Source organism: Variovorax sp. E3, from assembly GCF_016082275.1.
In the GTDB taxonomy this organism is placed as follows: domain Bacteria; phylum Pseudomonadota; class Gammaproteobacteria; order Burkholderiales; family Burkholderiaceae_C; genus Variovorax.
The window spans coordinates 77,724-100,420 of record NZ_MOWM01000008.1 but is presented as its reverse complement, the minus strand read 5'-3'; the positions used below and the strand labels follow the sequence as shown (position 1 = coordinate 100,420).

The 22,697-nt window shown below is 66.5% G+C and carries 20 protein-coding genes and 4 pseudogenes; 2 read left to right on the top strand and 22 right to left on the bottom strand.

Features of this window, described 5'->3' with window-relative positions:
• Nucleotides 1-2: 2 nt before the first annotated feature.
• Entirely contained in the window at nt 3-926 is a 924-nt protein-coding gene (locus BMG07_RS05170) for an amino acid ABC transporter substrate-binding protein (RefSeq protein ID WP_269758663.1), read from the top strand.
• A gap of 27 nt (nt 927-953) precedes the next feature.
• Here BMG07_RS05170 and BMG07_RS05165 read toward each other — a convergent pair whose 3' ends face one another.
• From BMG07_RS05165 to BMG07_RS05135, 7 genes and pseudogenes are all read right to left on the bottom strand, one after another.
• Nucleotides 954-2,135 carry an AAA family ATPase gene (locus tag BMG07_RS05165; protein WP_198083643.1) on the bottom strand — a complete coding sequence of 394 codons (1,182 nt, stop codon included), beginning with the start codon at nt 2,133-2,135 and terminating at the stop codon, nt 954-956.
• A gap of 19 nt (nt 2,136-2,154) precedes the next feature.
• Nucleotides 2,155-2,895 carry a 1-(5-phosphoribosyl)-5-[(5-phosphoribosylamino)methylideneamino]imidazole-4-carboxamide isomerase gene (gene hisA / locus BMG07_RS05160; protein WP_198083642.1) on the bottom strand — a complete coding sequence of 247 codons (741 nt, stop codon included), beginning with the start codon at nt 2,893-2,895 and terminating at the stop codon, nt 2,155-2,157.
• Between the two features lie 63 nt (nt 2,896-2,958).
• On the bottom strand, nt 2,959-3,618 hold the full coding sequence (gene hisH / locus BMG07_RS05155; RefSeq protein WP_198083641.1) for an imidazole glycerol phosphate synthase subunit HisH: 660 nt from the start codon (nt 3,616-3,618) through the stop codon (nt 2,959-2,961).
• A gap of 19 nt (nt 3,619-3,637) precedes the next feature.
• Entirely contained in the window at nt 3,638-4,246 is a 609-nt protein-coding gene (gene hisB, locus BMG07_RS05150; RefSeq protein WP_198083640.1) for an imidazoleglycerol-phosphate dehydratase HisB, read from the bottom strand.
• A pseudogene (gene hisC, locus BMG07_RS05145) lies at nt 4,243-5,332 on the bottom strand (histidinol-phosphate transaminase). Before hisC ends, hisB begins: the two are co-directional and overlap by 4 nt.
• Before the next feature lie 22 nt (nt 5,333-5,354).
• Nucleotides 5,355-5,672 (bottom strand): hypothetical protein, encoded by a 318-nt coding sequence (locus BMG07_RS05140; RefSeq protein WP_269758662.1) that lies wholly within the window; start codon nt 5,670-5,672, stop codon nt 5,355-5,357.
• A gap of 10 nt (nt 5,673-5,682) precedes the next feature.
• Nucleotides 5,683-6,339 (bottom strand): hypothetical protein, encoded by a 657-nt coding sequence (locus BMG07_RS05135; RefSeq protein ID WP_269758661.1) that lies wholly within the window; start codon nt 6,337-6,339, stop codon nt 5,683-5,685.
• A gap of 3 nt (nt 6,340-6,342) precedes the next feature.
• On the opposite strand from BMG07_RS05135, the gene BMG07_RS41520 reads away from it, so the two are divergent.
• A complete protein-coding gene (locus BMG07_RS41520) occupies nt 6,343-6,480 on the top strand; it encodes a hypothetical protein (RefSeq protein WP_269758660.1) in 138 nt (45 codons plus the stop codon).
• A gap of 47 nt (nt 6,481-6,527) precedes the next feature.
• On the opposite strand, the gene hisD is transcribed toward BMG07_RS41520, so the two are convergent.
• The 15 genes and pseudogenes from hisD to BMG07_RS05065 all read right to left on the bottom strand — a co-directional run.
• Nucleotides 6,528-7,850 carry a histidinol dehydrogenase gene (gene hisD, locus BMG07_RS05130; protein WP_198083639.1) on the bottom strand — a complete coding sequence of 441 codons (1,323 nt, stop codon included), beginning with the start codon at nt 7,848-7,850 and terminating at the stop codon, nt 6,528-6,530.
• A gap of 20 nt (nt 7,851-7,870) precedes the next feature.
• Nucleotides 7,871-8,512, bottom strand: a complete 642-nt coding sequence (gene hisG, locus BMG07_RS05125; protein WP_099795302.1) for an ATP phosphoribosyltransferase — start codon at nt 8,510-8,512, stop codon at nt 7,871-7,873.
• Nucleotides 8,509-9,797: pseudogene (gene murA / locus BMG07_RS05120) on the bottom strand (UDP-N-acetylglucosamine 1-carboxyvinyltransferase). Before murA ends, hisG begins: the two are co-directional and overlap by 4 nt.
• Before the next feature lie 42 nt (nt 9,798-9,839).
• The gene (locus BMG07_RS05115) at nt 9,840-10,082 is read right to left on the bottom strand and encodes a BolA family protein (protein WP_007835251.1); all 243 of its coding nucleotides are present in this window, start codon (nt 10,080-10,082) and stop codon (nt 9,840-9,842) included.
• A gap of 119 nt (nt 10,083-10,201) precedes the next feature.
• Nucleotides 10,202-10,966, bottom strand: a complete 765-nt coding sequence (locus BMG07_RS05110) for an ABC transporter permease (RefSeq protein ID WP_198083638.1) — start codon at nt 10,964-10,966, stop codon at nt 10,202-10,204.
• Nucleotides 10,963-11,910, bottom strand: coding sequence for an ABC transporter ATP-binding protein (locus BMG07_RS05105; RefSeq protein ID WP_198083637.1), 948 nt, complete (start codon nt 11,908-11,910; stop codon nt 10,963-10,965). Before BMG07_RS05105 ends, BMG07_RS05110 begins: the two co-directional genes overlap by 4 nt.
• A 161-nt stretch (nt 11,911-12,071) precedes the next feature.
• A complete protein-coding gene (locus tag BMG07_RS05100) occupies nt 12,072-12,347 on the bottom strand; it encodes a lipid asymmetry maintenance protein MlaB (protein ID WP_198083636.1) in 276 nt (91 codons plus the stop codon).
• Between the two features lie 13 nt (nt 12,348-12,360).
• Nucleotides 12,361-13,017: a phospholipid-binding protein MlaC gene (locus tag BMG07_RS05095; RefSeq protein ID WP_198083635.1), complete on the bottom strand. Its 657-nt coding sequence runs from the start codon at nt 13,015-13,017 to the stop codon at nt 12,361-12,363.
• Nucleotides 13,018-13,181: 164 nt separating this feature from the next.
• Nucleotides 13,182-13,898, bottom strand: coding sequence for a VacJ family lipoprotein (locus tag BMG07_RS05090; protein WP_198083634.1), 717 nt, complete (start codon nt 13,896-13,898; stop codon nt 13,182-13,184).
• A 26-nt stretch (nt 13,899-13,924) separates the two neighbouring features.
• A complete protein-coding gene (gene mlaD / locus BMG07_RS05085) occupies nt 13,925-14,416 on the bottom strand; it encodes an outer membrane lipid asymmetry maintenance protein MlaD (RefSeq protein ID WP_198083633.1) in 492 nt (163 codons plus the stop codon).
• A 39-nt stretch (nt 14,417-14,455) separates the two neighbouring features.
• A complete protein-coding gene (gene mlaE / locus BMG07_RS05080) occupies nt 14,456-15,238 on the bottom strand; it encodes a lipid asymmetry maintenance ABC transporter permease subunit MlaE (protein WP_198083632.1) in 783 nt (260 codons plus the stop codon).
• Complete coding sequence (locus BMG07_RS05075) at nt 15,235-16,095, bottom strand: ABC transporter ATP-binding protein (protein WP_198083631.1); 861 nt, start codon at nt 16,093-16,095, stop codon at nt 15,235-15,237. Before BMG07_RS05075 ends, mlaE begins: the two co-directional genes overlap by 4 nt.
• Before the next feature lie 66 nt (nt 16,096-16,161).
• Nucleotides 16,162-17,638, bottom strand: a pseudogene (locus BMG07_RS05070) (glutamate synthase subunit beta).
• A gap of 170 nt (nt 17,639-17,808) precedes the next feature.
• Complete coding sequence (locus tag BMG07_RS41515) at nt 17,809-18,618, bottom strand: hypothetical protein (protein ID WP_269758666.1); 810 nt, start codon at nt 18,616-18,618, stop codon at nt 17,809-17,811.
• Between the two features lie 333 nt (nt 18,619-18,951).
• A pseudogene (locus tag BMG07_RS05065) lies at nt 18,952-22,547 on the bottom strand (glutamate synthase-related protein); the annotation flags it as partial.
• Nucleotides 22,548-22,697: the final 150 nt, after the last annotated feature.

Here is a 22,697-nt window from a genome sequence, read left to right as displayed (position 1 = left end):
CCATGAGTCGCAATGCCATGAGCCGCAACGCCGTGAAGCGCATCGGCCTGCTGTTCGCCACCGCGGTGCTGCTGGCCGCGGCGGTGGTTCCGGTGCAGGCGCAGGAGCTCACCGGCACGCTGGCCAAGGCGCGCCAGACCGGCACCATCGCCATCGGCTACCGCGAGTCGTCGGTGCCGTTCTCCTACCTCATCAATACGCGCAAGGAGCCGATCGGCTATTCGATCGAACTGTGCCGCTCGCTGGTGACGTCCATCGAGGACGCGGTGAACAAGAGCCTCAAGATCGATTGGGTGCCCGTGACCTCGGACTCGCGCATCGACGCGGTCGTGAACGGCAAGGTCGACCTGGAGTGCGGCTCCACCACCAACAACCTGGAGCGCCAGAAACGCGTGAGCTTCTCGCCGACGATGTTCGTCTCGGGCACCAAGGTGCTGGTGAAGAAGGGCTCGCCGATCAAGTCGTTCCGCGACCTCGCGGGCAAGAAGGTGGCGGTGACGGCCGGCACCACCAACGAGAAGACGCTGCGCGACCTGTCGGAGAAGTTCAAGCTGAACATCGACCTGCGGGTGGCGCGGGACCATGCGGAGTCGTTCGGGCTCGTGAAGAGCGGGCAGGTCGACGCGTTCGCGACCGACGACGTGCTGCTCTACGGCCTGATCGCGCAGGACGCGGCCAAGTCGCAGTACGAGGTGGTCGGCGACTTCCTCTCCTACGACCCCTACGGGATCATGTACCGCAAGAACGACCCGCAGCTCGACAAGCTGGTCGTCGACGCCTTCCAGGTGCTGGCGGAAGACGGCGAGATCGAGCGGCAGTACAAACGCTGGTTCCTGCGCAAGCTGCCCACGGGGGAAAGCCTGAACCTGCCGATGAGCGCGCAGCTGGAGACGATCATCCAGACGATGTCGGTGAAGGCCGAGTAGGCCTTTTCCGGCTTTCTTCGCCCGGCCCTACCGCGCGGGCCACTCCCAGCGCGGGATTTCGCTCATGTCCAGGTTGGCGATGCGCGTTTCGCCGAACTGCTTCTCCAGCACCACCGGCTGCATGCCGTCGCTGTCGTCCAGCGCGGCGATCAGCCGCGCGGCGTGCGACACCACGATCACCTGCGAATGCCGCGCGGCCTGCGCGATGAGGCGGCCCAGCGCGGGCAGCAGGTCGGGGTGCAGGCTGGTCTCGGGCTCGTTGAGCACCAGCAGCGCGGGCGGGCGCGGCGTGAGCAGCGCCGCGATCCACAGCAGGTAGCGCAAGGTGCCGTCGGACAGCTCGGCGGCCGTGAGGGCGCGCAGCAGGCCGTGCTGGTGCATCAGCGTTTCGAAGCGGTCGTCCACCACTCGAATCTCGATACGAGCACCCGGAAACGCATCTTCCACGGCACGGTCCAGTGCTTCGTCGTCGCCAATTTCGCGGATGGTCTGAAGGGCCGCGGCCAAGTCCATGCCATCGTTCGCGAGAACGGGTGTGTAGGTGCCGAGCTGCGGCTGCCGTGCAGGAGCCTCGGCATCCGAACGAAAGTGGTCGTAGAAGCGCCATGAACGCATCTGCTCGCGCAGCGTGAGCATTTCGGGCGCGTCGCGCGGGTCGGCGTACTCGGTCATCATGCTGGCGAAGGCAGGAATCGGCCGGCCCACGGCCTGCCAGCCCCTGCCTTCACGCAGGCGCAGCGCAGCGCCTTTGCGATCGACCAGATGGGTCGCGGGGCGCAGCAAAGGGCCGCTCCAGATAGCCTCGTGCTTGATTTCCGGATCGTGCGAAAAAGCCGTCGGCGGCATGGGAGGCGATGGCGGCGGCAGGCCGATATCGATGGCGTAGCCGAAGTCGTCGGAGGTGGTACCGGCAAAGCCGAGCTTGAGCGCCACCGGCTCGTTGCGCCGCGTGCCCTGCACCGGCAGCTCCCCGCGCAGCATGGCTGCCGAAAAGCGCTCGGGCCCGGCCCACAGCGTCGATGAAAGCCCGCCTTCGCGCACCAGCGACCGGATCACGCCGCCGTTGGCGATGTCGGCCAGGAGCCGCATCGCCCGGTACACGCTCGACTTGCCGCTGCCGTTGGCCCCGGTCACGACCGTGAGCCGGCCCAGCGGCACCGTCAGTTGCCGCAGCGAGCGGTAGTTGGCAATGGCGAGCGCGGAAAGCACGCGCTGCGCCGTGGGGACGTCAGGCCGCCAGTTCGTCCGCGCGGGCTTGCGCGGCGGCGAAATCGAGGTCGCCCGAATAGATCGCGCGGCCGCAGATCACGCCTTCGACGCCGTCGGACTCGACCGCGCAGAGCTTGTCGATGTCCAGCATGTTCGACAGGCCCCCCGAGGCGATCACCGGAATGGTCAGCGCCTGCGCCAGCTTGACGGTGGCCTCGATGTTGATGCCCGAGAGCATGCCGTCGCGGCCGATGTCGGTATAGATGATCGACTCGACGCCGTAGTCCTCGAACTTCTTGCCCAGGTCGGCCACTTCGTGGCCCGTGAGCTTGCTCCAGCCGTCGGTGGCGACCTTGCCGTCCTTGGCGTCCAGGCCCACGATGATGTGGCCGCCGAAGGCGCTGCAGGCGTCCTTCAGGAAGCCGGGGTTCTTGACCGCGGCGGTGCCGATGATCACGTAGCGCAGGCCGTCGTCGATGTAGCGCTCGATGGTGTCGAGGTCGCGGATGCCGCCGCCCAGCTGCACCGGAATGTCGTCGCCCACCTCTTTCAGGATCGCCTTGATCGCCGCGTGGTTCTGCGGCTTGCCGGCGAAGGCGCCGTTCAGATCGACCAGGTGCAGCCGCCGCGCGCCGGCCTCGACCCATTTGCGGGCCATGGCAGCGGGGTCTTCGCTGAAGATGGTGGACTGGTCCATGTCGCCCTGCTTGAGGCGAACGCAGTGGCCGTCTTTGAGATCAATGGCGGGAATGAGGAGCATGGAAGTGACGCGAGTGAGCTGAAGCCGGGCTTTGAAGGTTTCGGCCCGGTCGGAAAAATAGGTTCAGGGATTCCAATGGAGGAAATTGCGATAGAGCTGCAACCCGTGGTCCGCACTCTTCTCCGGGTGGAACTGGGTGGCAAAAATGTTATCGCGTGCAATGGCTGCGGTAAAGCTCGCGCCGTAATCGGCCTCGCCCACGCTGTGCCGGGCGTCGGCCGGACGGGCGTAGAAGCTGTGCACGAAGTAGAAGTAGCTCAGGTCGGGAACGCCCGCCCACACCGCGTGCGGCCGGGCCTGGCGCACCTGGTTCCAGCCCATCTGCGGCACCTTGAAGCGGCTGCCGTCGGCCTGCAGGCGACCGGCCAGGTCGAACTTGACGACCTCGCCCGGAATGAGGCCCAGGCCGTCGGTCGGGCCCTCGTCGCTGCGCGACAGCATCATCTGCATGCCCACGCACACGCCGAACAGCGGCTTGCTGGCCGCCGCCTCGAGCACCGATTCCTGCAGGCCCGAGTCGCGCAGCTCGCGCATGCAGTCGGGCATGGCGCCCTGCCCCGGCAGCACCACGCGGGTGGCCTTGCGGACCACGTCGGGGTCGGAGGTGACGAACACCTCCACGCCCACCTGGTCTGCCGCGTGGCGCACGGCCTGCGACACCGAGTGCAGGTTGCCCATGCCGTAGTCGACGACCGCGACCGTATTTGCTGCTACAGATTTCATAGCTGTTCGCCGGGGAGTTTCAGAGCGAACCCTTGGTCGATGGAATCACCCCGACCGAGCGGGGATCGAGCTCGAGCGCGCCGCGCATGGCGCGGGCGAAGGCCTTGAACACCGTCTCGCACTGGTGGTGCGCATTGACGCCCTTGAGGTTGTCGATGTGCAGCGTGACGAAGGCGTGGTTCACGAAGCCCTGGAAGAACTCGTAGGTGAGCTGGCTGTCGAAGCCGCCGATCATGCCGCTGGTGAAGGGCACGTGCATCACCAGCCCCGGGCGGCCCGAGAAGTCGATGACGACGCGGCTCAGGGCCTCGTCGAGTGGCACATAGGCGTGGCCGTAGCGGCGGATGCCCTTCTTGTCGCCGATGGCCTTGGCCACGGCCTGGCCGAGCGTGATGCCGACGTCTTCCACCGTGTGATGGCCGTCGATGTGCAGGTCGCCCTGGCAGTCGATGTCCAGGTCGATCAGCCCGTGGCGGGCGATCTGGTCGAGCATGTGGTCGAAGAAGCCGATGCCGGTGGCCAGCTTGGCCTTGCCGGTGCCGTCCAGGTTGACGCTGACGGTGATCTTCGTTTCGGCGGTATTGCGGGTGACCGACGCGATGCGGTCGGCGGGCTGTGGGGTGGTCATAGTGAGGCTTCGAGCGCCGCGAGCATCCGCGCGTTCTCGTCGGACGTTCCGACGGTCAGGCGCAGGCAATTTGCGAGCAGTTCGTGCATTTTAGAAACGTTCTTCACAAGAACCCCGTGAGCCTTCATGCCTTCGAAGGTCTTGGCGGCATCGGGCACGCGCAAAAGGATCATGTTGGCGTCGCTGGGCCAGGTCTTCACGCCCGGCAGGCGGCCGAGCCCCGTCATCAGGCGCTCGCGCTCCTCGCGGATCTGGCGGGCCTGGGCCTCGAACACCGCGGTGTGTTCCAGCGCGAACAGCGCGCACTCGCAGTTCAGCACGCTGATGTTGTACGGCGGGCGCACCTTGTCGATTTCCGCGACCAGCGCGGCCGGCCCCATGAGGTAGCCCAGGCGGATGCCGGCCAGGCCGAACTTGCTGAGCGTGCGCATCAGCAGCACGTGGCGGTGCTTCGCCAGCCGGTCGATGTAGCTGCGGGCGGCAAAGGCTGGTAGGCCTCGTCGATGACGACCAGCCCGCCTTGCGCGCCCTGGGCTTCGACGATCTTCTCGACGACGGCGTCGTCCCACAGGTTGGCGGTCGGGTTGTTCGGGTAGGCCAGGTAGACGATGGCGGGCTTCTCGCGCGCGATGGCGGCCAGCATGGCGGCCTCGTCGAGCTCGAAGTCGGCCGTGAGCGGCACGCCGCTGAACTTCAGGCCCTGCAGCTGCGCGCTCATGGCGTACATGACGAAGCCGGGCACGGGCGCCAGCACGGTCGCGCCGGGCAGGTCGCAGGCAATGGCCAGCAGCGAGATCAGTTCGTCGGAGCCGTTGCCCAGCATCAGCGAGAAGCCTTCGGGCATCTGCGCGTGGGCGGCCAGCGCGCGCTGCAGGTCGGCGCCGCGGTCGCCCGGGTAGCGGTTGAGCGCCAGCGCGCCCAGCCGTGCGCCCAGCTCGCCTGCAGCGCGGGCGGCAGGCCGAAGGGGTTTTCCATCGCGTCGAGCTTGATGAAGCCGCGCGCGTCCTGCACCGCATAGGCATGCATGGACCGCACGTCGGGGCGGATGCGGTCGAGCGGCGGGCGGGCGGATTCTGGAGCGGTCATCGGGTGCAGCGGTAGCTGTTTTTCAGGGCGCGGCCATGACCAGTTGCACGGGCATGTCGGCTTCGTAACTGTCGGCGTTGCGGGTCAGTTCGGTCTGGTAGAGCGAGCGCGCCATGGCGGGTTCGAGGCGGCGGCCCTCGACGCAGAACACGGGCTTCTGCCCGTTGCGCTGCGACGATTCGACGCCTTCGCGCAGGCCTTCGAGCACGCCCACGAGGTAGTAGCTGGCGTAGGCCTTGCCGTCCTTCTCGCCGGCCTCGAGCGTGCGCAGTTCGCGGATGCTCATGGCCTGCGCGCCGGCGGCGGCCAGCGCGAGCAGCAGGAAGGCGGCACGTTTCATGGCTGCGGCGTCACTGGCGGTAGCGCGGCGGCGGCGCGTAGCTGCCGTCGGCCGGGAAGGCGCTCGGCTGCGACGGCGAAGCGTCGCGACGCGGGCGGCGCGGTGCGTCGCGCTCTTCGAGCTCGAACAGCGCGGCGCCGATCACGCCGATGTTGCGCACGTCGCCGGCCTCGGTGTTCGCGGCGTAGGCGCGGCCGGGCGTGGCGAAGCGGAAGGCCGCGACCTCGTTCTGGCTCTTGCGGAAGCCCTCGATGGTCAGGGCCTGCATCGGGCGCAGCACGTAGCCGCCGTTGCGCAGGCTGCCGGGCTTGCCGTTGAGCACGTCCAGGCCGTCGACCGTGGCGATCACCTCGTAGCTGCGCTCGCTGAGGTTGCGAAAGCGCAGCGTGTAGCGCGAGCCCTCGACGCCGGCCAGGCGGAACGTGTCGTCGCCGCCGCTGCCACGGCGGGCGCGCTGCAGCGGCAGCGGGTTGCCGCTCTCGTCGAGCACCGACCATTCGACGTCGCCGTCGGCCAGCAGCAGGTTCAGGCGGCGCTCAGGATTGGCGCCCACCGCGCGGCGCACGGTCGAGGCTTCGTTGTAGCCCAGCGAAGCCACGTCGTCGGGCTGCTCGGACAGGCGCTTGGCCGCGACCGTGCGGGTCTCGACTCCAGCCCCTCGCCCCACTGCGTGCCGAGCCGCGGCGCGGGTGCGGCGGCGCTGGGCGCGGTGCTGGTGGTGGCTGTCTGCGGCATCTGGCTGCAGGCCGCGAGCAACGCGGCACCGGCAACGAGGCCCGTGGCGAACTTGAACAGGCGCGAACGATAGAGACGATCGATCATCTTGCTGGCTCCTCCCGGAGGGTTTGTGGAGCCTCAGATCTTACGCAGGCGCATGCGGGCGGCTTCGGCGTGCCCTTGCAGGCCCTCGCCTTCGGCCAGCGTCACGGCGATCGGGCCCAGCACCTGGGCGCCGGCCTCGCTGACCTCGATCAGGCTGGAGCGCTTCTGGAAGTCGTACACGCCCAGCGGGCTCGAGAAACGCGCCGTGCCGCTGGTGGGCAGCACGTGGTTCGGACCGGCGCAATAGTCGCCCAGGCTCTCGCTGGTGAAGGCGCCCAGGAAGATCGCGCCGGCGTGGCGCAGCAGCGGTTCCCAGCGATTGGGCTCGCTGCTGCTCACCTCGAGGTGTTCGGGGGCGATGCGATTGCTGATCTCGCAGGCCTCTTCCATGCTCTTCGTGTGGATCAGCGCGCCGCGGCCGTTGAGCGAGGCGGCGATGATTTCGGCGCGCGGCATGGTCGGCAGCAGGCGGTCGATCTCGGCCTGCACGCGATCGATGTAGGCGGCGTCGGGGCACAGCAGGATGCTCTGGGCGAGCTCGTCGTGCTCGGCCTGGCTGAACAGGTCCATGGCCACCCACTCGGGCGGGGTGCTGCCGTCGGCCAGCACCAGGATCTCGCTCGGGCCCGCGATCATGTCGATGCCCACGGTACCGAACACGCGGCGCTTGGCGGCGGCCACGTAGGCGTTGCCGGGGCCGGTGATCTTGTCGACGGCGGGCACGGTGGCGGTGCCGTAGGCCAGCGCGGCCACGGCTTGCGCGCCGCCGACGGTGAAGCCGCGCGTCACGCCGGCCACATAGGCGGCGGCCAGCACGAGCGGGTTCTTCTCGCCCTTGGGCGTCGGCACGACCATGATGATTTCGCCCACGCCCGCCACGTGCGCCGGAATGGCGTTCATGAGCACGCTCGACGGGTAGGCGGCCTTGCCGCCCGGCACGTAGATGCCCACGCGATCGAGCGGCGTGACCTTCTGGCCGAGCAGCGTGCCGTCGGCGTCGCGGTAGCTCCAGCTCTCGCCGCTGGCCTTCTTCTGGGCCTCGTGATAGCTGCGCACGCGGCGCGCGGCGGCTTCGAGCGCATCGCGCTGAACGGCAGGCAGCGATTCGAACGCGGCCTTCAGCTCGGCCTGCGTGAGCTCCAGCTCGGGCAACGTCTTCGCGTCCAGCTTGTCGAAACGGTTGGTGTATTCCAGCACCGCCTCGTCGCCGCGCTTTTGCACGTCGGCGAGGATGTCGGCCACGACCTTCTCGATGGCCGCGTCGTCGTCCGCGGACCAATGCAGCCGCGCCTTGAATTCAGCGTCGAAGCTGGCTGAAGTCGTGGACAGTCGGGCGGGGGCTGCTTTCAGAGTCATGTGCGTGAGGTTCGTGGATTTCAGGCGGAGGGAATGGCCGACGCGAACGCGTCGATGATGCGGCGAATGGGCTCGCGCTTGAGCTTCAGCGCGGCCTGGTTGACCACCAGGCGGGCGCTGATGTCCATGATGCGTTCCACCTCGACGAGGTGGTTCGCCTTGAGCGTGTTGCCGGTCGAGACCAGGTCGACGATGGCGTCGGCCAGGCCCGTGAGCGGCGCCAGTTCCATGCTGCCGTAGAGCTTGATCAGGTCGACGTGCACGCCCTTGCTGGCGAAGAAGTCGCGCGACAGGCCCACGTACTTGGTGGCCACGCGCAGGCGCGAGCCCTGCTTCACGGCCGAGGCGTAGTCGTAGTCGGCGCGCACGGCCACGCTCAGGCGGCAAGCGGCGATGCGCAGATCGAGCGGCTGGTACATGCCCTGGTTGCCGTTCTCCAGCAGCACGTCGAGCCCGGTCACGCCGAGGTCGGCACCACCGTACTGCACGTAGGTGGGCACGTCGGACGCGCGCACCAGCACCACGCGCACGTCGGGGCGGGTGGTCTCCAGAATCAGCTTGCGCGACTTCTCGGGGTCTTCGGTGACCTCGATGCCGGCGGCGGCCAGCAGGGGCATCGTCTCTTCGAAGATGCGGCCTTTGGAGAGAGCGAGCGTGATCATGCGGCGGCTCCCGTCACGCGTTCGATGTCGGCACCCAGGCCGCGCAGTTTCGATTCCATGCGGTCATAGCCCCGGTCCAGGTGGTAGATGCGGTCGACCAGCGTCTCGCCCTCGGCCACGAGGCCGGCGATGACGAGGCTGGCGGAGGCGCGCAGGTCGGTGGCCATCACGGTGGCGCCCGACAGCTGCTGCACGCCCTCGACCATCGCGACCTTGCCTTCGACGTGGATGGTCGCGCCCAGGCGCACCATCTCGTTCACGTGCATGAAGCGGTTCTCGAAGATGGTCTCGGTGACCATCGAGGCGCCGCGCGCAATGACGTTCAGCGCCATGAACTGGGCCTGCATGTCGGTCGGAAAGCCCGGGTATTCGGTGGTGCTGAAGCTCTGCGCCTTCAGGTGTTCGTAGGCCGGGCCCTTGGAGCTGATGCGCACGCCGTCTTTCTCGGGCGTGACGGTGCAGCCGGCATCGCGCAGCTTGTCGATCACGGCGTCCATGTGGTCGCCGCGCGCGTGGCGCAAAAAGGCCTCGCCGCCCGTGGCCGCGACGGCGCACAGGAAGGTGCCGGCCTCGATGCGGTCGGCCACCACGCGTGTTCGCAGCCGTGCAGCTTCTCGACGCCCTGGATGCGGATGTGGCTGGTGCCGTGGCCTTCGATCTTCGCGCCCATGCGGATCAGCATTTCGGCCAGGTCGACGATCTCGGGCTCCTGCGCGGCGTTCTCGAGCAGCGTCTCGCCCTCGGCCAGCGCGGCAGCCATGAGGAAGTTCTCGGTGCCCGTGACGGTGACCATGTCGGTCAGGATGCGCGCGCCCTTCAGCCGCGTGCGGCCCGCCGGCAGGCTGGCCACCATGTAGCCGTGGTCGACCACGATCTCTGCGCCCATCGCCTGCAGGCCCTTGATGTGCTGGTCGACCGGCCGCGAGCCGATGGCGCAGCCGCCGGGCAGCGACACCTTGGCATGGCCGAAGCGCGCCAGCAGCGGGCCCAGGGCCAGCACGGAGGCGCGCATGGTCTTCACGAGTTCGTACGGCGCCTCGGGATTGGTCAGGTCGGCGGCGTTCAGGCGCACGGTGCCGTTGTCGTCGCGCTCGGCGGTCACGCCCATGTTGCGCACCAGCTTGAGCATGGTCGACACGTCCTGCAGGCGCGGCACGTTATGCAGCACCACGGGCTGGTCGGTCAGCAGCGCCGCGCACAGCTCGGGCAGCGCGGCGTTCTTGGCGCCGGAAATGAGTACTTCGCCGCGGAGCTCTCGCCCGCCGCGAATCAGAAGTTTGTCCATCGAAGTTCCAGCGAAATCAGGGGCCCCGGGAGGGGCGAAACGTTATTTTTCCACCGCCGCCCATTCGGCCGGCGTGTAGGTCTTCATCGAAAGCGCATGCACCTCGTCGGTGTGCATTTTCGCACCGAGGGTGGCGTAGACCCGTTGATGGCGCTGGATGGCGCGCTTGCCCTCGAATTCGGCCGAGACGATGGTGGCGTACCAATGTCGGCCGTCTCCCTCGAGCGTGATGTGCTCGCACGGGAGATGGGACTGGATCAGGGCCTGGAGTTGTTCGGCGGTCATGGGATTGGTAATTTATCGGGAAACGCTGCGGAACCGGCTTTGCCGGGCCGCCGGCGTTGCCCCCGGAAGGGGGTTGGCGAAGCGACACGAAGTGCGCGAAGAGGGGGGAGAGCCATGACTCAGCCTCTGATTTTGTAGCCGATTCGCAGCAGGTGGACGGCAATGGCGCTCACGACCAGCCAGGCGGTGCCGACGATGCCCAGGCTGAGCCAGGGCGAAGCGTCGCTCACGCCGAAGAAACCGTAGCGAAAGCCGTCGATCATGTAGAAGAACGGGTTCAGGTGGCTCACCTTCTGCCAGAACGGCGGCAGGGAACCAATCGAATAGAACACGCCCGACAGGAAGGTCATGGGCATGATCAGGAAGTTCTGGAACACCGCCATCTGGTCGAACTTCTCGGCCCAGAGCCCGGCGATGAGGCCCAGCGTGCCCAGCATGGCCGCACCCAGCAGCGCGAACACGAAGATCCAGACCGGCGCCACGAAATCGGGCACGGCGAAGAAGATGGTGACCACGAACACGCCCAGCCCCACGGCCAGCCCGCGGATGATCGACGAGCCCACGTAGGCCAGGAACCAGCCCCAGTGCGACAGCGGCGTGAGCAGCACGAACACCAGGTTGCCCATGATCTTGCTCTGGATGATCGACGACGAGCTGTTGGCGAAGGCGTTCTGCAGCACGCTCATCATCACGAGGCCGGGCACCAGGAAGGCCGTGTAGCCGACCGTACCGTAGACCGTCACGCGGCCTTCGAGCACGTGGCCGAACACCATGAGGTACAGCAGCGCGGTGAGCACCGGCGCGCCCACGGTCTGGAAGCCCACCTTCCAGAAGCGCAGCGTCTCCTTGTAGAGCAGCGCGCGCCAACCCGTGACGGCCATCATCGCGCCACCTCCAGGGGAGTCTGCTCGCCGGCCATCAAGTCGATGAACACGTCTTCCAGGTCGGCCTTGCGCATTTCCACGTCTTCCACCGCGACGCCGGCTTCGCGGATCGCGGCCAGCAGTTGTTCGACTTCATGGGCGTTCTGCGCGGGCAGTTGCACGATGCGCCCGGTGATGCGCGCATGCTGGGCAATGGCCCACGGCAGCATGGCGTCGGTCTTGAAGCGCAGCACATTGCTCGCGGCCGACTTCAGCAGCTCGCTGGTGCGGTCGAGCGCAATCACCTTGCCCAGCTTGAGCATCGCGATGCGGCTGCACAGCGCCTCGGCCTCTTCAAGGTAATGGGTGGTCAGCAGCACGGTGCTGCCCTGCTTGTTGAGCCTGGCGACGAACTGCCAGAGCGTCTGTCGCAGCTCGACGTCGACGCCGGCCGTGGGCTCGTCGAGCACGATCACCGGCGGCTTGTGCACCAGCGCCTGCGCCACCAGCACCCGGCGCTTCATGCCGCCCGAGAGCTGACGCATGTTGGCCGTGGCCTTGTCGGCCAGGCCCAGGCGTTGCAGCAGCTCGTCGATCCAGGCTTCGTTGTTCTTGATGCCGAAGTAGCCCGACTGGATGCGCAGCGACTCGCGCACGTTGAAGAAGGGGTCGAACACCAGCTCCTGCGGCACGATGCCCAGCTGGCGCCGCGCCTCGCCGTAGTCCCGCTGGACGTCGAAACCGTGCACGCTGATGGCGCCGGACGTGGGGCGCGAGAGCCCCGCGAGCATGCTGATCAGGGTGGTTTTACCGGCGCCGTTCGGGCCGAGCAGGCCGAAGAACTCGCCCGGCTCGATCTGGAAGCTGACCTCGTCGACCGCCTTCAGCCCTTGTTTGCCTTGGGCTTTCTGCTGTCTGGAGGGGGGGTAGGTCTTGGAGACCGATTGGAATGAGATCGCGGGCATGGGAGCCCGCGATTTTACGGGGCGAGTCCGAAAGCTGCCGCGCAGCGGCTCGATGCCCTCATGCGGCCGCCGTCGGGCCGCCCCAAGGCGAACCGCGCCTCCCCCTCGGGGGGTGGCGAATTACACGCAGCGAAGCGAAGTGAAAAGCCGGGGGCCAACGCTCAGGGGGCGGCCGGCAAAAGGCCCGCAACGCCGTACAGGGCCGCCAACTCGCGCAGGCGCGGCGACAGGCCCTTGACCGAGAAGCCCCGGCCCAGCGCGCTCGACTCGCGGCGGCATTCCAGCAGCACGGCCAGCGCCGACGAATCGAACTGCGCCAGCGCGGTCGCGTCCACCACGGTGGACGACGAATCGGTCTGGCCCTTCAGCCCCTGCTGCAGCATGCGCATGCAGGCGGGGGCCTCGTCATGGGTGAGTCGGGTGGGCAGGACCAGCATCGCGCGCTGCCTCTCAGCCCTTGCCGTTGCCCTTGTTGCGCGCGGCCAGCGCGGCGATCAGGCCGTCGATGCCGCGGGCATTGATTTCCTGCGAGAACTGGGTGCGGTAGGTGTCGACCAGCCACACGCCCAGCACATTCAGGTTGTAGACCTTCCAGCCGGCGCCCTGGCCGGGGGTCTTTTCGAGGCGGTAGTCGAGCTGGACCGGGTCGCCACGGCCCTTGACTTCGGTACGCACCAGCACGTCGGTGTCGCTGGGCGAACCGCGGAACGGACGGATGGTGACGGACTGGTCGGTCACCTGGTCGAGCGCGCCGGCGTAGGTGCGCACCAGCAGGGTCTTGAACTCGTCCTGCAGGCGCTTTTGCTGCTCGGGCGTGGCGGTGCGCCAGGCCGGGCCGACGGCGGAAGCCGTCATGCGCTGGAAGTTGACGTTGGGCATGATCTTGCTGTCGACCAGCAACATGATCTTGTTGACGTCGCCCGACTTGATGGTCGGATCGGACTTGATGGTTTCCAGCACGTCGGTCGACAGGCGCTTGACGAGCGCGTCGGGCGCTTCGTCGGCGGCGCGCGCGGGCTGCACGAAGGCAACGGCGGCGCCGAACAGCACGGCGCCGGCCAGCACCAGGCGGCCGATATCGCGTCGTTGCAAGGTCTTGATGTTCATGGAGAGTCCCTCAATCAAATTTGAAAATCCGCGAAGCACGTCGGGAAAGCGATGTGCTGAGACAGAAACGGATTCGAGCGGCGCGGGGCCGACCGGGTTCCTGTCCCGCAGGTGAAGCCTTGCAACCGGATGCAAGCAGGCTTCCCTCCCGCGGGCCACCCTTTTTACTTTCCGCTGCCGTCGTCCGGCGGATTGCCGTCGTAGACCTGGCTGCGGCGGCGCTGCAGGAACGCGTCGCGCGTGAACGAATACTTGTCCAGCGCGGCGTCGCCGAGCAGGCGGCTGGCACGCAGGTACTGCGCGCGCGTATCGACCACGCGCAGCACGGTCAGCGAATTGCGCCACGGGATGTCGTGCACGTGGTTCAGCGGGTCGCCGTAGAAGTCCAGCGGCTTGGCGGCGGTGTCGCGCAGGGTCGACGAGCCCAGCAGCGGCAGCACGATGTACGGGCCAGGGCCCACGCCCCAGTAGCCCAGCGTCTGGCCGAAGTCTTCTTCGTGGCGCTGGATGCCCGCCTCGCTCGCGACGTCGAGCAGGCCGCCCAGTCCGAAGAAGGTGTTGACGTTCAGGCGCATGAAGGTCTCGGCGCTGCCCTGCAGCTTGAGCTGGGCCACGTTGTTGGCCAGGCTCCAGACGTCGCCGATGTTGCCGAAGAAGTTGTTCACGCCGGTACGCACCATCGAGGGCAATACCTTCTGGTAGGCGGTGGCGGCGGGAATGAGCACCGCGTCGTCGACGCCGTCGTTGAAGCGCGAGACGCCGCGGTTGAACGGCTCGAGCGGGTCGGCCGGGTTGGCGTTGGGGCCCGTTGCGCATCCGGCCATGAGCGCGAACACCGCTGCGGCACTTGCCCAGCGCGCGCTACCAGCTATGTTTTTCATAGCAATTGACAGATTTGATCGTGTTTTCATTTTTTGCTGGCTGTGGCGGGCGTGGAGGTATTACCTTCCGCCGCCTTGCTGTACAGGAACTGACTGATCAGGTTCTCCAGCACCACGGCCGACTGGGTCGCGGTGATGGTGTCGCCTGCCTGCAGGTTCTTGTCGTCGGCGCCCGCCTCGATCCCGATGTACTGCTCGCCGAGCAGGCCACTGGTCAGGATCTTCAGAGAGCTGTCCTTGGGAAAACTGTAACGGTTTTGCAATGCCAGTGTGACGTCGGCCTGAAAGGTCTTGTCGTTGAAGGCAATGGACTCCACGCGGCCGACCACCACGCCCGCGCTCTTGATCGCGGTTTGCGGCTTCAGGCCGCCGATGTTGTCGAAGCGCGCAGTCACCGAATACGTCTTCTGGAAATTCAGGCTCAGCAGGTTGGCCGACTGCAGCGCGAGGAACAGCAATGCCGCCGCGCCGATCAGCACGAACAGGCCGACCCAGATGTCGTTGTTGGAACGTTGCATGGTTTGCACTCTCTGTCTAGAACGATGGGGCCGCCCCTTTTAGATACTGAACATCATGGCGGTGAGCAGGAAATCGAGCCCCAGCACCGCCAGCGACGCCGTGACCACGGTCTTGGTGGTCGCGCGCGACACGCCTTCGGGCGTGGGCTGGGCTTCGTAGCCCTGCAGCAGCGCGATGAAGGTCACGGTGAAGCCGAAGACGATGCTCTTGATGACGCCGTTGCCGACGTCGCGCCATACGTCGACGCCGCCCTGCATCTGGCCCCAGAACGCGCCCGGGTCGACGCCCAGCATGAGCACGCCCACCACGTAGCCGCCCATGATGCCGACCGCGCTGAAGACCGCCGCGAGCAAGGGCATCGTGATGACGCCGGCCCAGAAGCGCGGCGCGAGGATGCGCTGCACCGGGTCGACCGCCATCATTTCCATGGCACTCAATTGCTCGTCGGCCTTCATGAGACCGATCTCCGCGGTGAGCGAGGTGCCGGCGCGGCCGGTGAACAGCAACGCCGCCACCACGGGGCCGAGTTCGCGCACGAGACTCAGCGTGACCAGCAGGCCCAGCGCTTCGGAAGACCCGTAGCGCTGCAGCGCGTAGTACATCTGCAGGCCCAGCACGAAGCCCACGAAAAGGCCCGACACGCCGATGATGGCCAGCGAGTAGTTGCCCAGGAAATGGATCTGGTCGCGCACCAGCCCGAAGCGCCGCATGATCTGCGCGCCAGGACCGACGAGGCGCATGAAGAGCTTCGCGCCATGGCCCACATTGGCCAGATGGCGGCGCACGGCGTAGCCGACATCGGCGGGCTTCCACCAACTCATGAACGGCCCCCTTCGACATTGCCGAAATCGGCTTCGATGCTGACGCCCGGATAGTGAAAGCGCACAGGCCCGTCGGGCAAGGCGTTCACGAACTGATGCACCAGCGGGTCGCTGCTGTGGCGCACCTCGTCGGGCGCGCCCTGCGCGGCGATGCCGCCGTTGGCCAGAATGATCACGTGATCGGCGATGCGGAAGGTTTCTTCCAGGTCGTGCGACACGATGATGCTCGTGAGACCCAGCGTGTCATTGAGCTGGCGGATCAGCCGCGCGGCGGTGCCGAGCGAGATCGGGTCCAGGCCCGCGAAGGGCTCGTCGTACATCACGAGGTCGGGGTCGAGCGCAATGGCACGCGCCAGCGCCACGCGCCGCGCCATGCCGCCCGACACCTCGTTGGGCATCAGGTCGCGCGCGCCGCGCAGGCCCACCGCATCGAGCTTCATGAGCACGATGTCGCGCACCAGCGCTTCGGAGAGTTGCGTGTGTTCGCGCAGAGGAAAGGCCACGTTGTCGAACACGGTCATGTCGGTGAACAACGCGCCGAACTGGAACAGCATGCCCATGCGACGCCGCGCCGCATAGAGCGCCGGGGCGTCGAACCTGACGACGTCCTGACCGTCGAACAGCACTTCGCCGCGCTGCGCGCGCTGCTGTCCGCCGATCAATCGCAAGACCGTGGTCTTGCCGCCACCCGATGCGCCCATGAGCGCCGTCACCTTGCCGCGCGGTACGGAGAAAGAAACGCCGTCGAGGATCGCGCGCGCGCCATAGCCGAACGTGACGTCGCGAAACTCTACGAAAGGATGTGGCTGTGTGGCTGGGTCCATCTCAATAAAAAAGCCGGGCGCTCTTTCAAGCATCCCGGCATGCGGTTTTGCAGCGGATGATAACGGGGCCGCGCGAGCGCTCCGAAATTGAAACAAAAATCAGCGCGGTAAGTCGCTGAATCCCATCAAAAACTCGTCCACCGAACGCGCCGCTTGACGGCCTTCGCGAATTGCCCACACGACAAGCGATTGACCGCGACGGATATCGCCGGCGGCAAACACTTTGGGCACATTGGTCACGTAGCCGCCGATGAAGTCGACGCTCGCCTTGGCGTTGCCGCGTGCGTCCTTCTCGACACCGAAGGCATCGAGCACGGTGGCCACGGGGCTGATGAAGCCCATGGCCAGCAGCACGAGGTCGGCCTTGAGGACTTGCTCGCTGCCGGCCACTTCCTGCATCTTGCCGTCCTTCCATTCGACGCGAACGGTCTTCAGGCCGGTGACCTTGCCCTTTTCGCCGATGAACTCCTTGGTGGAGATCGCGAACTCGCGCTCGCAGCCTTCTTCATGGCTGGAACTGGTGCGCAGCTTGACCGGCCAGTAGGGCCAGGTCATGGGGCGGTTTTCTTCCTCGGGCGGCTGCGGCATCAGTTCGAACTGGGTGACGCTCACGGCGCCGTGGCGGTTGCTGGTGCCCACGCAGTCGGAGCCGGTGTCGCCGCCACCGATGACGATGACGTGCTTGCCGTCGGCGCGCAGCTGGCCCTTGACCTTGTCGCCTGCGTTGACGCGGTTCTGCTGCGGCAGGAACTCCATCGCGAAATGGATGCCGTCGAGATCGCGGCCGGGCACCGGCAGGTCGCGCGACTGCTCGGCACCGCCGGTCAGCAGCACGGCGTCGAAGTCTTTCTGCAGCTGCTCGGGCGTGATCGTTTCTTTGGCCAGGTTCGTGACCTTGGAGCCCTTGCCCAACGGGTCCTTGGCGGCGCCGATCATCACGCCGGTGCGGAACACCACGCCTTCGGCCTTCATCTGCTCGACGCGGCGATCGATGTGCGTCTTCTCCATCTTGAAGTCGGGAATGCCGTAGCGCAGCAGGCGCCGATGCGGTCGTTCTTCTCGAACAGCGTCACGTCGTGGCCGGCGCGCGCCAGTTGCTGCGCCGCCGCCATGCCGGCCGGGCCCGCGCCCACCACCGCGACCTTCTTGCCGGTCTTGTGCTTGGCGACGCGCGGCGCCACCCAGCCTTCGTCCCAGGCGCGGTCGATGATCGCGTGCTCCAGCGACTTGATGCCCACCGCGTCGTCGTTCACGTTCAGCACGCAGGCTGCTTCGCAAGGCGCGGGGCAGATGCGGCCGGTGAACTCGGGGAAGTTGTTGGTCGAGTCGAGCACCGCGAAGGCGTTCTGCCAGTCGTTGCGGTACACCAGGTCGTTGAAGTCCGGAATGATGTTGTTGACCGGGCAGCCGCTGTTGCAGAACGGCGTGCCGCAGTCCATGCAGCGCGCGCCCTGCACCTTGCCTGATCGGTGTTCAGGCCGACGACGAATTCCTTGTAGTGCTTGACGCGTTCGTCGACGGGCTTGTAGCCCTCTTCGACGCGCTCATGCTCCATGAAGCCGGTGATCTTTCCCATCGTGAATCCTTTCACACCCCCGTTGCTTGCTCACTTCGTGTCGCCGCCTCCCCCTCAAGGGGGCAACATCTGCGGCCCGGCAAAGCCGGTTCCGCGATGTTTCCCCAAAGGGATGTGACGGTTTCAAGAGTGAGGTGCGACTGGGGCTTCTTTTGTGTTTTGGTTGATCTTCAAACGGCGGCCGGTGCGACCAGCGCGTGCGGCTCGAGGCCGACGTGTGCGTTGTTGCCGCTGCTCGTGAGCTCGACCTTGCGGTCGTGCAGCTCGGCCAGCGCGCGCTTGTATTCGTTCGGGAACACCTTCACGAACTTCGTGCGCGACACGGGCCAGGTGTCGAGCAGCTCGCGCGCGCGCTTGCTGCCGGTCCAGCGGTGGTGCTCTTCGAGCAGCTTCTTCAGCTGGGCTTCGTCGGTCTCGCCGCCGTGCCAGATCTTGCGATGCACGCTGGCGATCTGCTCGGCCGAGGTCAGCACCTTGTCGAGCGACACCATCGAGAGGTTGCAGCGCGAAGCGAACTGGCCGTCTTCGTCGTAGACAAAGGCCACGCCGCCGCTCATGCCGGCCGCGAAATTGCGGCCCGTCTTGCCGAGCACGGCCACCGTGCCGCCGGTCATGTATTCGCAACCGTGGTCGCCGGTGCCTTCGATGACCGCCGTGGCGCCCGACAGGCGCACCGCGAAGCGTTCGCCGGCCACGCCGCACAGGTAGGCCTCGCCGGTGGTCGCGCCGTACAGCGCGGTGTTGCCGACGATGGTGTTGCGCACGGCTTCACCCCGGAAGTCGAGACTGGGGCGCACCACCACGCGGCCGCCCGACAGGCCCTTGCCGGTGTAGTCGTTGGCGTCGCCGATCAGGTACAGCGTGATGCCGCGTGCCAGGAAGGCGCCGAACGACTGGCCGCCCGTGCCTTCGAGCTGGATGCGGATCGAGTCGTCGGGCAGGCCTTGCGGATGCACCTTGGTCAGCGCGCCCGAGAGCATGGCGCCCACCGAGCGGTTGACGTTGCGCGCCACCTCGATGAACTGCACCTTCTCGCCCTTGTCGATGGCGGGACGCGACTTCTCGATGAGCTTGACGTCCAGCGCGCGTTCCAGGCCGTGGTCCTGGCTCTCGACATGGAAGCGGGCCACGTCGGCCGGCACGTTCGGCAGCGCGAACAGGCGGCTGAAATCGAGGCCCGAGGCCTTCCAGTGTTCGATGCCCTTGCGCATGTCGAGCAGGTCGGCGCGGCCGATCAGGTCGTCGAACTTGCGGATGCCCAGTTGGGCCATGATCTGGCGCACCTCTTCGGCGACGAAGAAGAAGTAGTTGACGACGTGCTCGGGCTTGCCCGAGAACTTCTTGCGCAGGATCGGGTCTTGCGTGGCCACGCCCACCGGGCAGGTGTTCAGGTGGCACTTGCGCATCATGATGCAGCCCTCGACCACCAACGGCGCCGTGGCAAAGCCGAACTCGTCGGCGCCCAGCAGCGCGCCGATGGCGACGTCACGACCGGTCTTCATCTGGCCGTCGGCCTGCACGCGGATGCGGCTGCGCAGGCGGTTGAGCACCAGCGTCTGCTGCGTTTCGGCCAGGCCGATTTCCCACGGGCTGCCCGCGTGCTTGATCGACGACCAGGGCGAGGCGCCCGTGCCGCCGTCATGGCCGGCGATCACGACGTGGTCGCTCTTGCACTTGGCCACGCCGGCCGCGATGGTGCCGACGCCGATTTCGCTCACCAGCTTCACGCTGATGCTGGCGTGCGGCGCGGTGTTCTTCAGGTCGTGGATCAGCTGGGCCAGGTCTTCGATCGAATAGATGTCGTGGTGCGGCGGGGGCGAGATGAGGCCCACGCCCGGCACGGCATAACGCTGCTTGCCGATGTACTCGGTGACCTTGCCGCCCGGCAGTTGACCGCCCTCGCCCGGCTTGGCACCCTGCGCCATCTTGATCTGTATCTGGTCGGCCGAATGCAGGTACTCGGCCGTGACGCCGAAGCGGCCCGACGCGACCTGCTTGATGCGCGAACGCAGCGAGTCGCCGTCGCGCAGCGGCATGTCGACCTCGACGTTGGCCGCGCCGATCACGCTCTTGAGCGTGTCGCCCTGCTTGATCGGGATGCCCTTGAGTTCATTGCGGTAGCGCGCGGGGTCTTCGCCGCCTTCGCCGGTGTTGCTCTTGCCGCCGATGCGGTTCATGGCCACGGCGAGCACCGAGTGCGCCTCGGTGCTGATGGAGCCCAGCGACATCGCACCGGTCGCAAAGCGCTTGACGATTTCGGCGGCAGCCTCGACCTCGTCGACCGGGATCGCCTTGGCGGGATCGATCTTGAACTCGAACAGGCCGCGCAACGTGAGGTGGCGGCGGTTCTGGTCGTTGATGAGCTGCGCGTATTCCTTGTACGTGTTCCAGTTGTTGGAGCGCGTGCTGTGCTGCAGCTTGGCGATGGCGTCGGGCGTCCACATGTGCTCTTCGCCGCGCGTGCGCCAGGCGTATTCGCCGCCGGCGTCCAGCATGCTGGCGAGCACCGGGTCGTCGCCGAAGGCGGCCTTGTGCATGCGGATGGCTTCCTCGGCGATCTCGAAGACGCCGATGCCTTCCACGCGGCTGGCGGTGCCGGTGAAGTACTTGCTCACCGTCTCGCTGTTCAGGCCGATGGCTTCGAACAGCTGGGCGCCGCAGTAGCTCATGTAGGTGCTGACACCCATCTTCGACATGATCTTCGACAGGCCCTTGCCGATGGCCTTGACGTAGTTGTAGACCGCCTTGTCGGCGCTCAGGTCGCCCGGCAGATCGGCGTGCATGGCCGTGAGCGTTTCCATGGCCAGGTACGGGTGCACGGCTTCGGCGCCGTAGCCCGCGAGCACGCCGAAGTGATGCACTTCGCGCGCCGAACCGGTCTCGACCACCAGGCCTGCCGTGGTGCGCAGGCCTTCGCGAACGAGGTACTGGTGCACCGCCGACAGGGCCAGCACGGCGGGAATGGCCACCTGCGTCGGGCTCACGCCGCGGTCGCTGATGATCAGGATGTTGTGACCGCCCTTGATGGCGTCCACCGCTTCGGCGCACAGCGAAGCCAGCTTGGCTTCGACGCCTTCGTCACCCCACGCGAGCGGGTAGGTGATGTCGAGCGCATAGCTCTTGAACTTGCCTTGCGTGTACTTGCCGATGTCGCGCAGCTTCGCCATGTCGGCGAAGTCGAGAATGGGCTGGCTCACTTCGAGCCGCATCGGCGGGTTGACCTGGTTGATGTCCAGCAGGTTCGGCTTGGGGCCGATGAAGGACACCAGCGACATCACGATCGCTTCGCGGATCGGGTCGATCGGCGGGTTCGTCACTTGCGCGAACAACTGCTTGAAGTAGTTGTACAGCGGCTTGTTCTTGTTCGAGAGCACGGCCAGCGGGCTGTCGTTGCCCATGGAGCCGATGCCTTCTTCGCCGGCTTGCGCCATCGGGCTCATCAGGAACTTGATGTCTTCCTGGGTGTAGCCGAAGGCCTGCTGGCGGTCGAGCAAAGCCACTTGCGACAGCGGCGCGGACACGGGTTCGGCCTTGACGCTGTCCAGCTTGATGCGCAGGTTCTCGATCCACTGCTTGTAGGGCTTGCTGTTGGCGAGGTTGGACTTGACCTCCTCGTCGTCGATCATCCGGCCCTGTTCGAGGTCGATCAGGAACATCTTGCCGGGCTGCAGGCGCCACTTGCGCACGATCTTCTGCTCGGGCACGGGCAGCACGCCCGACTCCGAGGCCATGATGACCAGGTCGTCGTCGGTCACGCAGTAGCGCGAGGGGCGCAGGCCGTTGCGGTCGAGCGTGGCGCCGATCTGGCGGCCGTCGGTGAAGACGATCGATGCGGGGCCGTCCCACGGCTCGAGCATGGCGGCGTGGTATTCGTAGAACGCGCGGCGGCGCGGGTCCATGGTGGCGTGCTGTTCCCAGGGCTCGGGAATCATCATCATCACGGCCTGGCTGATGGGGTAGCCGGCCATCGTCAGCAGCTCGAGGCAGTTGTCGAAGGTGGCGGTGTCGGACTGGCCCGCGAAGCTGATGGGGTAGAGCTTCTGCAGGTCAGCGCCCAGCACGGGAGAGGACATCACGCCCTCGCGCGCCTTCATCCAGTTGTAGTTGCCCTTGACCGTGTTGATTTCGCCGTTGTGGGCGACGTAGCGGTACGGGTGGGCCAGCGGCCACTCGGGGAAGGTGTTGGTGGAGAAGCGCTGGTGCACCAGGCCCAGGGCCGAGATGCAGCGCTTGTCCTGCAGGTCCATGAAGTAGGTGCCGACCTGGTCGGCGAGCAGCAGCCCCTTGTAGACCACGGTGCGGCTCGACATGCTGGGAACGTAGTATTCCTTGCTGTGCTTGAGCTTCAGGCGCTGGATGTTGGCGCTGGCGGTCTTGCGGATCACGTAGAGCTTGCGTTCCAGCGCGTCCTGCACGATCACGTCGTTGCCGCGGCCGATGAAGACCTGGCGCAGCAGCGGTTCCTTTTCGCGCACGGTGGGCGACATGGGCATGTCGCGGTTCACGGGCACGTCGCGCCAGCCCAGCAGCACCTGGCCTTCGGCCTTGATGGCGCGTTCCATCTCCTGCTCGCAGGCTTCGCGCGAGGCGTGTTCCTTCGGCAGGAAGATCATGCCGACGCCGTACTCGCCCGGCGGGGGCAGCGTGACGCCCTGCTTGGCCATTTCTTCGCGGTACAGGTGGTCGGGCAGCTGGATCAGGATGCCGGCGCGTCGCCCATCAGCTTGTCGGCGCCCACTGCGCCGCGGTGGTCGAGGTTTTCGAGGATCTTCAAGCCCTGCAGCACGATGGCATGGCTTTTTTCGCCCTTGATATGTGCAACGAAGCCGACGCCGCAGGCGTCGTGCTCGTCGGCACCGGAATACAGACCGTGTTCTTGGAGATGTTGAATCTCGGCAGCCGTCGTCATGGGCGCGCTCCTTCAGTTTTCGCAGGGAAAGGGAGCATATTGCGATGCACAAAGAATGCCAAACACTTTAATAGGGGTCAGATTCGAATTAAATGTTGAGTTTTCTTATCGGAATTTAATTAGGGACACATTAAAAATGCGAGCAAAAGA